The following is a 12,657-nucleotide window of genomic DNA, read 5'->3' as shown; positions in this document are numbered from 1 at the left end:
TAATCCGGTGGTTACAGCAGTCTTCGGTGGAGCGGTAGTTCAGTCGGTTAGAATACCTGCCTGTCACGCAGGGGGTCGCGGGTTCGAGTCCCGTCCGTTCCGCCACTTATAAAGACATTAAGCCTGCCTCGCGGCGGGCTTAATGGTAAAAAACTTTAGGGGCGTAGCTCAGTTGGTAGAGCACCGGTCTCCAAAACCGGGTGTCGCGAGTTCGAGTCTCTCCGCCCCTGCCATATATAATCCTTTGCTTCGGCAAAGGATTTTTTTTACCTGAAAAACGGTAAAAAATACCCCTTCTGAATATGCTGCCTGCATCCCTGCAGGCTTATGCATCAATCGATGATATTGATTTTTAGCAGATCTTTTATCTGTGTTTGCTTGTCACTGTTTTGCAGCCAAATCGCATACAGCGGTCTGGAAAGCGTGGTGGAATCCAGCACGGTATGGAGTCCGGATTGACTATCTGCCCAGCGTACAGGTAACCAGGTGCAACCCTTCAGTAATGCGAGTTGTTGACAGGCGATCTCCGCTGAACTGGTCGTGAGTTGTGGCACATCATCAGGCGCGATCAACCCAGCCTCATGTTGTTGAAAATCCGGCCCCCACTCAAGACGTAAATAACTCAGGTCTGCCTTCATCATCGAAGGGGCAGAAGCATAGAGTGCCAGGCTGAACTGTCCAACAATCTGGCTGCTAAATTCGTCCATCTTGGGAGCTTCAGTCGTGATCAGAAGATCCAGCTGACGTTCGTGGAGTTGCTTAACAAGCGACTGACGTTGCGCAATTCTGGCTTCGAATTGCAAATGGCTGTGCGAATGATATAGCCGGGTAAGCCATTGACTGAGCATGCATTCCCACAATGATGCGCTGGCGCCAATAGAAAACTCATTGTGCCTGGACGTATGAGACACCTCTTTGCGGGCCGCCTGCCAGGTATTCATCAACGTTTCTGCATAGGGAAGCAGTTTCTCGCCGGCTGGCGTCAAACGGATGTTGTTACGATGGCGGGTAAAAAGATTCACACCTAATTGATTTTCCAGCTGTCGAATACGAAAACTGACTGCTGACTGCGTCAGATAAAGGGCTTCAGCTGCTCGCCCGAAGTGGCGAGTCCTGCTCACTTCAAGGAAAGTTTTTAGCAATTCCGTATCCACATCTTTCTCCACAAAATTATTTGTCGTTATGATTTAAATGTTTTGTTTTACACTCTGTCAAGCGTAACTAATACTCCGCGCCATAAATAGCTCGGCCAAAGAATTAGGAGCGTGTAGGATGGCGGAAAGCTTTACGACGACTAATCGTTTTTTCGACAATAAAAATTATCCACGCGGGTTCTCTCGTCACGGCGATTTCACCATCAAAGAGGCGCAATTGCTTGAGCGTCATGGTTATGCCTTTAACGAGCTGGATCTGGGTAAACGTGAGCCTGCGACTGAAGACGAAAAACAGTTCGTTGCTGTTTGTCGCGGTGAGCGTGAGCCGCAGTCTGAAGCGGAACGTGTATGGATCAAGTACATGGCACGCATCAAGCGTCCAAAGCGTTTCCATACGCTGTCTGGCGGTAAGCCGCAGATGGAAGGTGCGGAAGACTACACCGAGTCTGACGACTAAGTTGATGAGAAAAGGAGCTTCGGCTCCTTTTTTTATGCCAGTAATTTTTGCAGGTGCAGCAACAACCGATCTATGGCGCGATAGCTCAGCGCTTCCTGCAGATGGTGTCTTTCAATCTCTGAGTCTCCTTCCACATCGGCAATGGTGCGAGCCACTTTCAGTAGGCGCTGCCATGCACGGATCGAAAGCCCAAATCGCGTCAATGTCTCCTCAAGCCAGCAGGCATCCTCAGCCTTAAGATGGCAAAACTGCCGAATCTCAGCATTGTCCAGACGGGCATTTAGCTTACGTTGACGTGCGTACTGTCGTGCCTGTGAGGCGATGACCCGCTTGCGTACTTCAGCTGTGCTTTCACCACGCACAGTCGTCTGGCTAAGCAAACCGGGAGGAGGTAAAGGGATCTCCAGGGATAAATCAAAACGATCGAGGAAAGGACCCGACAGCTTCCCCAGATAGCGCAGCGTTTGCTCAGGCGTGCAGCGATTATGATTCCCCTGATAATGGCCTGATGGGCTGGGATTCATGGCGGCAACCAGTTGGAATTGTGCCGGGTAGCTTATTTTAGCGCGCGTGCGGGAGATATGGATTTCTCCCGATTCGATGGGTTCCCGCAGCGCATCCAGAACGCGGCGTTCAAACTCAGGCAGCTCATCGAGGAACAGGATGCCATTGTGTGCCAGCGAGATCTCTCCCGGCCCCGGAATGGAGCCACCGCCGACCATGGCCGTCAGGGAGGCACTATGATGTGGAGAGCGAAAAGGCCGACGTCGCCACTGTTTGTGCAACGAGGCAGAACTCACCAGGCTGTATATCGCAGCGCTTTCAAGTGCCTCATGATTATTGAGTGGCGGCAATAACCCGTTCAGCCTGCTCGCCAGCATGGTTTTCCCCGTTCCCGGCGGCCCTATCAGCAACAGGTTGTGTCCCCCGGCAGCGGTGATCTCCAGCGCCCGCTTCCCCTGCACCTGCCCGATAATATCGCTGAGGTCATCCGGACTTTCTGGCAGGATATCTTCCGTTTCTTCCGGTTCAGACAGCTCATGTCGGCCTTCAAGGTATGCGCAGACCTCCTGCAAATGCCCCGCGACCAGGCAACCTTTCTCCGCAATCAGGCTCACTTCTGAGGCATTTTCATTGGCTACAATAATTTGTCGACCGGCATGAATGGCTTCCAGCGCACCAGAGATGGCGCCAGGAACGCCTCTTAACGCGCCTGTAAGCGCCAGTTCGCCAATGAACTCGTACGAGCCTAGCCTCGCTGTGTTGAGCTGCTCAGAGGCTGCGAGAAGCGCAATAGCGATAGGTAAATCGTATCGTCCGCCCTCCTTGGGCAGATCTGCGGGAGCAAGATTGATCGTGATCTTCTTTGCAGGGAAGGTATAACCGCTATTGATAATTGCGCTGCGTACCCGATCCCTGGCTTCTTTGACCGTGGTTTCTGGCAAGCCGACAAGCGTTAGCCCAGGGAGCCCATTACTCAGATGAACCTCTACAGAAATAAGCGGTGCCTTTACTCCGATAGCCGCGCGCGTATAAACAACTGACAGTGACATAAGCACCTCCTCAGTGAGTCACTATGTCAGTATTGATTTTGCCTGTTGAGCGTCATTTGGCTTATTTACGACACTCATTCCTGCTTTTTAGCGACATACTGCAACTATTTCATTCATTCGGAAGCCATCTCGCAAAGAGAAGGACGGAACGCTGCAGAGCGCTAAAACACACCCAAAAAATGAAAAATATTCACTATCTAATTTCCTTATATAAAACAACGCTTTTCAGGAATATGATTTGCCTGCTAATCAAATCCGTCATAAATAAATCTTGTGTTTGGTTTAATAACTGTGATAACTCTTTAGGTATTCCTTCGAACAAGATGCAAAAAGAACTGAAAATGACAGCCCTTCTACGAGTGATTAGCCTGGTCGTGATTAGCGTGGTGGTGATTATTATCCCACCGTGCGGGGCTGCACTTGGACGAGGAAAGGCTTAGAAATCAAGCCTTAACGAACTAAGACCCCCGCACCGAAAGGTCCGGGGGTTTTTTTATGACTAAAAAACTTAAACGAGGAGCAGAGAATGACAAATAGCACAAAATTCTGTTTCTCCCGATTTATGACGGGGAACTAACTATGAATGGGGCACAGTGGGTAGTACATGCGTTGCGCGCACAGGGAGTCGAAACGGTCTTCGGTTATCCGGGAGGCGCAATTATGCCGATTTACGATGCACTGTATGACGGCGGCGTGGAACACCTGTTGTGCCGACACGAGCAGGGCGCAGCCATGGCGGCCATTGGCTATGCACGTGCCACCGGTAAAACGGGTGTCTGCATGGCAACGTCTGGACCGGGCGCCACAAACCTGATTACCGGTCTGGCTGATGCACTGCTCGACTCTGTTCCCGTTGTCGCAATTACTGGCCAGGTGGCTTCGCCGTTCATCGGTACCGATGCCTTCCAGGAAGTCGATGTGCTCGGCTTGTCGCTGGCCTGCACCAAACACAGTTTCCTCGTGCAGTCCCTCGAAGAACTGCCGGGCGTGATGGCGGAAGCGTTCCGTATTGCCAGCTCTGGCCGTCCTGGCCCGGTTCTGGTGGATATCCCGAAAGACATCCAGGTCGCAGTCGGCGAACTGGAACCGCACTTCTCCACCGTGGAGAGCGACGATGCGTTCCCGCATGCGGAAGTCGAAGAAGCGCGTCGGATGCTGGCGCAGGCAACCCAGCCGATGCTGTATGTCGGCGGCGGCGTCGGCATGGCACAGGCGGTTCCGGCCCTGCGCGAGTTTATCGCAGTGACGCAAATGCCAGCCACCTGCACGCTGAAAGGGTTGGGGGCCGTCGATGCTGACTACCCATACTACCTGGGCATGCTGGGGATGCACGGTACCAAAGCGGCAAACCTGGCGGTGCAGGAGTGTGATTTACTGATTGCCGTCGGTGCCCGTTTTGACGATCGCGTGACCGGCAAGCTGAATACCTTCGCGCCAAACGCCAAAGTTATCCATATGGATATCGACCCGGCGGAGATGAACAAACTGCGTCAGGCGCATGTTGCGCTGCAGGGCGATCTCAACACGCTGCTGCCGGCGTTACAGCAACCTTTGAATATCCGCGAGTGGCGCCAGCACACGGCTGAAATGCGTGCCGGGCACGCCTGGCGTTACGACCATCCGGGTGAGGCCATCTATGCGCCGCTGCTGTTGAAGCAGTTGTCTGACCGTAAACCGGCAGACAGCGTAGTGACGACCGATGTCGGCCAGCATCAGATGTGGTCTGCGCAGCACATGACCTACACCCGCCCGGAAAACTTCATCACCTCCAGCGGATTAGGCACGATGGGCTTCGGTCTGCCTGCCGCGGTGGGTGCTCAGGTTGCGCGCCCGAACGATACGGTCATCTGTATCTCCGGTGACGGCTCCTTCATGATGAACGTTCAGGAGTTGGGCACCGTTAAGCGTAAACAATTGCCGCTGAAGATCGTGTTGCTCGATAACCAGCGTTTAGGGATGGTGCGCCAGTGGCAGCAGCTGTTCTTCGAGGAGCGCTACAGCGAGACCACCCTGACTGACAACCCCGATTTCCTCACTCTGGCCAGCGCCTTTGGCATCCCTGGACAGCACATCACCCGTAAAGACCAGGTTGAAGCGGCACTCGACACCATGCTGTCAAGCGAAGGGCCTTACCTGCTTCATGTCTCAATCGACGAGCTTGAGAACGTCTGGCCGTTGGTACCGCCAGGTGCCAGTAACTCACAAATGCTGGAGAAATTATCATGATGCAACATCAGGTCGCCGTTCAGGCTCGCTTCAATCCAGAAACATTAGAGCGCGTTTTGCGCGTGGTCCGTCATCGTGGCTTTCAGATTTGCTCTATGAATATGGAGACGGCCACTGACGCCCAAAACATCAGTATCGAATTAACCGTTGCCAGTCCGCGCCCGGTCGACTTACTGTTTAGTCAGTTATCAAAGCTGGTAGATGTTGCCCATGTTGCCATCTGTCAGAGCACAACCACATCACAACAAATCCGCGCCTGAGCGTGACAGGAAGAGAAAATGACGACAAAAAAAGCTGATTACATTTGGTTCAATGGTGAGATGGTTCGTTGGGAGGACGCGAAGGTCCACGTGATGTCCCATGCGCTGCACTACGGTACGTCTGTGTTTGAAGGCATCCGTTGCTACGACTCTCACAAAGGGCCAGTGGTGTTCCGTCATCGTGAACACATGCAGCGTTTGCATGACTCAGCCAAAATTTATCGTTTCCCGGTTTCTCAAAGTGTTGATGAACTGATGGAAGCCTGCCGCGAGGTGATTCGTAAGAACAACCTCACCAGCGCTTATATTCGACCGCTGGTGTTCGTGGGTGATGTGGGGATGGGCGTTAACCCGCCAGCCGGTTATACCACTGACGTGATCATTGCTGCGTTCCCGTGGGGGGCGTACCTGGGTGCAGAAGCGCTGGAGCAGGGGATCGACGCAATGGTCTCGTCCTGGAACCGCGTGGCGCCTAACACCATCCCAACTGCGGCCAAGGCGGGCGGGAACTACCTCTCCTCACTGCTGGTTGGCAGCGAAGCGCGCCGCCACGGCTATCAGGAAGGCATCGCGCTGGATGTGAACGGTTATATCTCTGAAGGCGCAGGTGAAAACCTGTTTGAAGTGAAAGATGGCATCCTGTTCACCCCGCCGTTTACCTCTTCAGCCCTGCCGGGAATTACCCGTGACGCCATCATTAAGCTGGCGAAAGATCTGGGTATCGAAGTGCGTGAGCAGGTTCTGTCCCGTGAATCCCTGTATCTGGCCGATGAAGTCTTTATGTCCGGTACTGCGGCTGAGATCACGCCGGTTCGCAGCGTAGATGGTATCCAGGTGGGGGCAGGCCGCTGTGGTCCGGTCACCAAACGTATTCAGCAAGCCTTCTTCGGCCTCTTCACTGGTGAAACAGAAGACAAATACGGCTGGTTGGATCAGGTTAATCAATAAGCATAAATATGGGACGGCACGCACCGTCCCATTTAATAGTCAGACGGGAGTAAATAAAGCATGCCTAAGTATCGTTCCGCCACCACCACTCATGGCCGTAATATGGCCGGTGCCCGCGCACTGTGGCGCGCCACCGGGATGACCGACGCTGATTTCGGTAAACCGATTATCGCCGTGGTGAACTCCTTCACCCAGTTTGTGCCGGGCCATGTGCACCTGCGCGATCTCGGTAAACTGGTTGCCGGGCAAATTGAAGCTGCGGGCGGTGTGGCGAAAGAATTCAACACCATTGCGGTGGATGACGGTATCGCAATGGGGCACGGGGGCATGCTCTATTCACTGCCGTCGCGCGAGCTGATTGCCGACTCGGTGGAATACATGGTTAACGCTCACTGTGCGGATGCCATGGTCTGTATCTCCAACTGCGACAAAATCACCCCGGGGATGCTGATGGCCTCCCTGCGTCTGAACATTCCGGTGATCTTCGTTTCCGGTGGCCCGATGGAAGCGGGTAAAACCAAGCTTTCTGACAAAATCATCAAGCTCGACCTCGTCGATGCGATGATTCAGGGGGCGGATCCGAAAGTGTCTGATGAGCAGAGTAACCAGGTGGAACGCTCCGCGTGCCCAACCTGCGGCTCCTGTTCCGGGATGTTCACCGCCAACTCCATGAACTGCCTGACCGAGGCGCTGGGCCTCTCTCAGCCGGGCAACGGCTCGCTGCTGGCGACGCACGCTGACCGTAAAGCGTTGTTCCTCAACGCCGGTAAGCGCATTGTTGAGCTGACCAAACGTTACTACGAGCAGGACGATGCCAGCGCGCTGCCGCGCAACATCGCCAGTAAGGCGGCGTTCGAAAACGCCATGACGCTGGATATCGCCATGGGCGGTTCTACCAATACCGTCCTGCACCTGCTGGCCGCCGCGCAGGAAGCCGAAATCGACTTCACCATGAATGACATCGATAAGCTGTCCCGCAAAGTGCCACAGCTGTGTAAAGTCGCGCCAAGTACCCAGAAATATCACATGGAAGACGTCCACCGCGCGGGTGGCGTCATCGGTATTCTCGGCGAGCTGGATCGCGCCGGATTGCTGAACCGCGATGTGAAGAACGTTCTCGGTCTGACGTTGCCGCAGACGCTGGATAAATATGACGTGATGCTGACCCAGGACGAGGCGGTGAAAAATATGTTCCGTGCGGGTCCGGCCGGTATTCGTACCACGCAGGCCTTCTCGCAGGATTGCCGCTGGGACACCCTGGATGATGACCGTGCCGAAGGGTGCATCCGTTCGCTGGAGCACGCCTACAGCAAAGACGGCGGTCTGGCTGTGCTGTACGGCAACTTTGCGGAAAACGGCTGTATCGTAAAAACCGCAGGCGTGGATGACAGCATCCTCAAATTTACCGGCCCGGCCAAAGTGTACGAGAGCCAGGACGAGGCGGTAGACGCCATCCTGGGCGGCAAAGTCGTGGAAGGCGACGTGGTGGTCATCCGTTACGAAGGGCCAAAAGGCGGGCCGGGCATGCAGGAGATGCTCTACCCAACCACCTTCCTGAAATCGATGGGCCTCGGTAAAGCGTGTGCGTTGATCACCGACGGACGTTTCTCCGGCGGTACGTCCGGCCTCTCCATCGGCCACGTATCACCGGAAGCGGCGAGCGGCGGCAATATCGCGATCATCGAAGACGGTGACCTGATTGAAATCGACATTCCGAATCGCGGGATCCAGCTCAAGCTGAGCGATCAGGAGATCGCGGCTCGTCGTGAAGCACAGGAAGCGCGCGGCGATAAAGCCTGGACGCCGAAGGACCGCCAGCGTGAAGTCTCCTTCGCCCTGCGCGCTTACGCGAGCCTGGCGACCAGTGCAGACAAAGGCGCGGTACGCGATAAATCGAAACTTGGGGGCTAATGATGGCCGAGTCACAACCCTTATCCGCCGCCCCAGAGGGGGCGGAATATCTCCGGGCAGTACTACGCGCGCCGGTCTATGAAGCGGTGCAGGTCACCCCGCTGCAGAAAATGGAAAAACTCTCTTCGCGCCTCGACAACGTGATTCTGGTGAAGCGCGAAGACCGTCAGCCGGTGCACAGCTTCAAGCTGCGCGGGGCCTACGCGATGATGGCCGGGTTGACCGACGAGCAAAAAGCACGCGGCGTGATTACCGCGTCGGCGGGCAACCACGCGCAGGGTGTGGCGTTCTCGTCTGCCCGTTTGGGGTTGAAAGCGTTGATCGTGATGCCGGTTGCCACGGCAGATATCAAAGTGGATGCGGTGCGTGGCTTCGGTGGCGAAGTGCTGCTCCACGGCGCTAACTTTGACGAAGCAAAAGCCAAAGCGATCGAGCTGGCGCAGCAGCAGGGCTTTACCTGGGTACCGCCGTTCGATCATCCGATGGTGATTGCAGGACAAGGTACCCTGGCGCTGGAACTGCTGCAGCAGGATGCCCATCTTGACCGTGTATTCGTTCCGGTGGGCGGTGGTGGTTTAGCCGCAGGCGTGGCGGTGCTGATCAAACAGCTGATGCCGCAGATTAAAGTGATTGCCGTGGAAGCGGAAGATTCAGCCTGCCTGAAGGCCGCACTGGATGCGGGTCATCCGGTCGATCTTCCGCGCGTTGGGCTTTTTGCCGAAGGCGTGGCGGTGAAACGTATTGGCGACGAAACCTTCCGCCTGTGCCAGGAGTATCTTGATGACATCGTCACCGTCGATAGCGACGCAATCTGCGCGGCGATGAAAGATCTGTTCGAGGATGTTCGTGCGGTGGCGGAACCGTCCGGCGCGCTGGCGCTGGCAGGAATGAAGAAATATATCGCCCAGCATAATATTCGCGGCGAGCGTCTGGCGCACGTGCTCTCGGGTGCTAACGTCAACTTCCACGGTCTGCGCTACGTTTCTGAGCGCTGCGAGCTGGGGGAGCAGCGTGAGGCCCTGCTGGCGGTGACCATTCCGGAAGAGAAGGGGAGCTTCCTGAAGTTCTGCCAGCTGCTCGGTGGCCGTTCGGTAACGGAGTTCAACTACCGTTTTGCCGATGCGAAAGACGCCTGCATTTTTGTCGGTGTGCGTTTAAGCCGCGGTCTGGAAGAGCGCAAAGAGATCCTCAACCTGCTGCATGAAGGCGGCTACAGCGTGGTCGATCTCTCTGACGATGAGATGGCGAAACTGCACGTGCGTTATATGGTCGGCGGTCGTCCGTCGAAGCCGCTTAAGGAACGTCTCTACAGCTTTGAGTTCCCGGAATCACCGGGCGCGTTGCTGAAGTTCCTGCATACGCTGGGTACGCACTGGAACATCTCCCTGTTCCACTATCGCAGCCATGGCACCGATTACGGTCGCGTGCTGGCAGCGTTTGAGCTGGCCGAGCACGAGCCGGATTTCGAAACGCGCCTGAACGAACTGGGCTATGAGTGCCATGATGAAACCCACAACCCGGCGTTCCGCTTCTTCCTGGCGGGCTAAGGGGAGGTCTGCGTGTAGGTCGGGTAAGCGTAGCGCCACCCGACTTTAATGGTTCGGCAATATCTTCCAGAACGCATCAATAAGCGGCTCATGCAGCCGCTTTTTTTGTGCGCACACGCCAAGCTCGAACGGCGTCTTCTCGTCGCTGCGCTCCAGAATCATCACGCGATTGCGCACCGGTTCCGGGCTGTTTTCCAGCACCACTTCCGGCAGCAGCGCCACGCCGCAGCCAAGCGCCACCATCGAGACCATCGCCTCATGTCCACCCACCGTCGCGTAAATCGACGGATTACTGATTTTCTGACGACGGAACCAGAGTTCGATACGGCGTCGCACCGGCCCCTGATCGGCCATGATAAACGGCACCGATGACCAGTCCGGCTTTTCCACCGACACCTGATTACGCACCGGGCAGGGTAGCGCCGGGGCGATCAGCACCACCGCCAGGTTCTCCAGCATGGAGAATGCCACCGCGCCCGGCAGGGTTTCCGGTTTCCCGGCAATGGCCAGATCCGCTTCACCGGTCACCACTTTTTCCATGGCGTCGGCGGCATCGCCGGTAGTGAGCTTAATTTCAACCGAAGGATGCTCCGCGCGGAAGCGGTCAAGGATGGGGGGAAGATGGCTATAGGCGGCCGTTACAGAACAGAAAATATGCAGCTCGCCGGACAAAGACGGCCCTTTCTGATCGATGGTATGTCGTAGCTGCTGGTACTGCAGCAACGTCTGCTGAGCAAAGACTCGTAGTTCTTCGCCCGCTTCCGTGAGGGTAACGGTGCGATTATCCCGCACAAACAGGGGCTGGCCGAGGTCTTCTTCAAGGCGCTGGATCTGGCGTGAAAGCGTGGATGGGCTGACGTGCATGGCCCGGGCGCTACGGCCAAAATGGCGACTTTCTGCCAGATGCAAAAACATTTTCAGATCGCGTAAATCCACGGATTTCACTCCCCCTTTTTACATTGCAGATATTGCAACGTGATGTTGTGAATATATCAATTTCCGCAATACATTTCCTGCTGTAATGTGGGTACATTCTCGCTGAAACGCGAACCGAACAATAAGACACACAACATCACGAGGTATCACCCATGGCTAACTACTTTAATACACTGAACTTGCGCCAGCAGCTGGCGCAGCTGGGCAAATGCCGCTTCATGGCGCGCGATGAATTTGCCGATGGCGCGAGCTACCTTCAGGGTAAAAAAGTGGTCATCGTCGGCTGTGGCGCGCAGGGTCTGAACCAGGGCCTGAACATGCGTGACTCCGGTCTGGATATCTCTTACGCCCTGCGTAAAGAAGCGATTGCTGAAAAACGCGCTTCCTGGCGTAAAGCGACCGAAAACGGTTTCAAAGTGGGTACCTACGAAGAGCTGATCCCGCAGGCGGATCTGGTTGTTAACCTGACGCCAGACAAACAGCACTCTGACGTTGTGCGCTCCGTGCAGCCGCTGATGAAAGACGGCGCTGCGCTGGGTTACTCCCACGGCTTCAACATCGTTGAAGTGGGCGAGCAGATCCGTAAAGACATCACCGTAGTGATGGTGGCACCGAAGTGTCCGGGTACGGAAGTGCGTGAAGAGTACAAGCGTGGCTTCGGCGTGCCGACCCTGATCGCCGTTCACCCGGAAAACGATCCGAAAGGCGAAGGCATGGCGATTGCCAAAGCATGGGCAGCGGCGACCGGTGGCCACCGTGCGGGCGTTCTGGAATCGTCCTTCGTGGCTGAAGTGAAATCTGACCTGATGGGCGAGCAGACCATTCTGTGCGGCATGCTGCAGGCCGGTTCACTGCTGTGCTTCGATAAGCTGGTGGAAGAGGGTACCGACCCGGCATACGCAGAAAAACTGATTCAGTTCGGCTGGGAAACCATCACCGAAGCGCTGAAGCAGGGCGGTATCACGCTGATGATGGATCGTCTGTCCAACCCGGCGAAGCTGCGTGCTTTCGCACTGTCTGAACAGCTGAAAACCATCATGGCGCCGCTGTTCCAGAAACATATGGACGACATCATCTCCGGCGAATTCTCTTCCGGCATGATGGCGGACTGGGCGAATGATGATAAGAAACTGCTGACCTGGCGTGAAGAGACCGGTAAGACCGCGTTCGAAACTGCGCCACAGTATGAAGGTAAAATCGGCGAGCAAGAGTACTTCGACAAAGGCGTACTGATGATCGCGATGGTGAAAGCGGGTGTTGAGCTGGCGTTCGAAACCATGGTGGATTCCGGCATCATCGAAGAGTCTGCATACTACGAATCACTGCACGAGCTGCCGCTGATCGCGAACACCATCGCCCGTAAGCGTCTGTACGAAATGAACGTGGTTATCTCTGATACCGCTGAGTACGGCAACTACCTGTTCTCTTATGCGTGCGTACCGCTGCTGAAAGAGTTCATGACCACCCTGCAGCCGGGCGATCTGGGCAAAGCCATTGCGGAAGGTGCGGTAGACAACGCGCTGCTGCGCGATGTGAACGAAGCGATTCGCAGCCACCAGATCGAGAAAGTAGGTCACAAACTGCGTGGCTACATGACCGATATGAAACGTATCGCGGTAGCGGGTTAACACCCTCGTCGGGTGGCGCTTCGCTTACCCGACCTAC

The 12,657-nt window shown here is 55.5% G+C and carries 12 protein-coding genes and 2 tRNA genes; 11 read left to right on the top strand and 3 right to left on the bottom strand.

Annotated elements, in window-relative coordinates; all coding sequences use genetic code 11:
• The first annotated feature begins 28 nt into the window (after window positions 1-28).
• Both EKN38_RS22885 and EKN38_RS22880 read left to right on the top strand, forming a co-directional pair.
• Window positions 29-105: transfer RNA gene (locus tag EKN38_RS22885), tRNA-Asp, on the top strand.
• 52 nt (window positions 106-157) lie between these two features.
• Window positions 158-233 (top strand) — tRNA-Trp (locus EKN38_RS22880).
• A 99-nt stretch (window positions 234-332) separates the two neighbouring features.
• Here EKN38_RS22880 and hdfR read toward each other — a convergent pair.
• A complete protein-coding gene (hdfR, locus tag EKN38_RS22875; protein WP_014833736.1) occupies window positions 333-1,154 on the bottom strand; it encodes an HTH-type transcriptional regulator HdfR in 822 nt (273 codons plus the stop codon).
• A 118-nt stretch (window positions 1,155-1,272) separates the two neighbouring features.
• Between hdfR and EKN38_RS22870 the strand changes: the two genes are divergently transcribed.
• Window positions 1,273-1,611, top strand: coding sequence for a DUF413 domain-containing protein (locus EKN38_RS22870; protein ID WP_013099290.1), 339 nt, complete (start codon window positions 1,273-1,275; stop codon window positions 1,609-1,611).
• A gap of 32 nt (window positions 1,612-1,643) precedes the next feature.
• On the opposite strand, the gene EKN38_RS22865 is transcribed toward EKN38_RS22870, so the two are convergent.
• A complete protein-coding gene (locus EKN38_RS22865) occupies window positions 1,644-3,164 on the bottom strand; it encodes a YifB family Mg chelatase-like AAA ATPase (RefSeq protein ID WP_014833735.1) in 1,521 nt (506 codons plus the stop codon).
• Between the two features lie 341 nt (window positions 3,165-3,505).
• Between EKN38_RS22865 and ilvL the strand changes: the two genes are divergently transcribed.
• From ilvL to ilvA, 7 genes are all read left to right on the top strand, one after another.
• Window positions 3,506-3,604 (top strand): ilv operon leader peptide, encoded by a 99-nt coding sequence (gene ilvL, locus EKN38_RS22860; protein ID WP_001311244.1) that lies wholly within the window; start codon window positions 3,506-3,508, stop codon window positions 3,602-3,604.
• 86 nt (window positions 3,605-3,690) lie between these two features.
• The gene (gene ilvX, locus EKN38_RS22855; protein WP_102046757.1) at window positions 3,691-3,741 is read left to right on the top strand and encodes a peptide IlvX; all 51 of its coding nucleotides are present in this window, start codon (window positions 3,691-3,693) and stop codon (window positions 3,739-3,741) included.
• Between the two features lie 2 nt (window positions 3,742-3,743).
• Window positions 3,744-5,390: an acetolactate synthase 2 catalytic subunit gene (ilvG, locus tag EKN38_RS22850; protein WP_014833734.1), complete on the top strand. Its 1,647-nt coding sequence runs from the start codon at window positions 3,744-3,746 to the stop codon at window positions 5,388-5,390.
• A complete protein-coding gene (gene ilvM, locus EKN38_RS22845; RefSeq protein WP_003860184.1) occupies window positions 5,387-5,650 on the top strand; it encodes an acetolactate synthase 2 small subunit in 264 nt (87 codons plus the stop codon). Before ilvG ends, ilvM begins: the two co-directional genes overlap by 4 nt.
• Before the next feature lie 18 nt (window positions 5,651-5,668).
• Complete coding sequence (gene ilvE, locus EKN38_RS22840; RefSeq protein ID WP_013099287.1) at window positions 5,669-6,598, top strand: branched-chain-amino-acid transaminase; 930 nt, start codon at window positions 5,669-5,671, stop codon at window positions 6,596-6,598.
• 60 nt (window positions 6,599-6,658) lie between these two features.
• Entirely contained in the window at window positions 6,659-8,509 is a 1,851-nt protein-coding gene (ilvD, locus tag EKN38_RS22835; RefSeq protein ID WP_014833733.1) for a dihydroxy-acid dehydratase, read from the top strand.
• 2 nt (window positions 8,510-8,511) lie between these two features.
• Window positions 8,512-10,056, top strand: a complete 1,545-nt coding sequence (gene ilvA, locus EKN38_RS22830; RefSeq protein WP_014833732.1) for a threonine ammonia-lyase, biosynthetic — start codon at window positions 8,512-8,514, stop codon at window positions 10,054-10,056.
• Window positions 10,057-10,101: 45 nt separating this feature from the next.
• On the opposite strand, the gene ilvY is transcribed toward ilvA, so the two are convergent.
• Window positions 10,102-10,992, bottom strand: coding sequence for an HTH-type transcriptional activator IlvY (gene ilvY, locus EKN38_RS22825; RefSeq protein ID WP_014833731.1), 891 nt, complete (start codon window positions 10,990-10,992; stop codon window positions 10,102-10,104).
• Window positions 10,993-11,144: 152 nt separating this feature from the next.
• Between ilvY and ilvC the strand changes: the two genes are divergently transcribed.
• The gene (gene ilvC / locus EKN38_RS22820) at window positions 11,145-12,620 is read left to right on the top strand and encodes a ketol-acid reductoisomerase (RefSeq protein ID WP_126522840.1); all 1,476 of its coding nucleotides are present in this window, start codon (window positions 11,145-11,147) and stop codon (window positions 12,618-12,620) included.
• Window positions 12,621-12,657 lie beyond the last annotated feature (37 nt).

Origin of the sequence: Enterobacter sp. WCHEn045836 (genome assembly GCF_003965585.1) — a bacterium.
Taxonomy (GTDB): Bacteria; Pseudomonadota; Gammaproteobacteria; order Enterobacterales; family Enterobacteriaceae; genus Enterobacter; species Enterobacter dissolvens.
This window is presented reverse-complemented; position numbering and strand designations above follow the sequence as displayed.

Excerpts from the sequence above, each read along its gene's own strand:
- EKN38_RS22870 (WP_013099290.1), top strand. The coding sequence starts at position 1,273 with ATGGCGGAAAGCTTTACGACGACTAATCGTTTTTTCGACAATAAAAAT.
- EKN38_RS22865 (WP_014833735.1), bottom strand. The coding sequence starts at position 3,164 with ATGTCACTGTCAGTTGTTTATACGCGCGCGGCTATCGGAGTAAAGGCA.
- ilvL (WP_001311244.1), top strand. The coding sequence starts at position 3,506 with ATGACAGCCCTTCTACGAGTGATTAGCCTGGTCGTGATTAGCGTGGTG.
- ilvG (WP_014833734.1), top strand. The coding sequence starts at position 3,744 with ATGAATGGGGCACAGTGGGTAGTACATGCGTTGCGCGCACAGGGAGTC.
- ilvM (WP_003860184.1), top strand. The coding sequence starts at position 5,387 with ATGATGCAACATCAGGTCGCCGTTCAGGCTCGCTTCAATCCAGAAACA.
- ilvE (WP_013099287.1), top strand. The coding sequence starts at position 5,669 with ATGACGACAAAAAAAGCTGATTACATTTGGTTCAATGGTGAGATGGTT.
- ilvD (WP_014833733.1), top strand. The coding sequence starts at position 6,659 with ATGCCTAAGTATCGTTCCGCCACCACCACTCATGGCCGTAATATGGCC.
- ilvA (WP_014833732.1), top strand. The coding sequence starts at position 8,512 with ATGGCCGAGTCACAACCCTTATCCGCCGCCCCAGAGGGGGCGGAATAT.
- ilvC (WP_126522840.1), top strand. The coding sequence starts at position 11,145 with ATGGCTAACTACTTTAATACACTGAACTTGCGCCAGCAGCTGGCGCAG.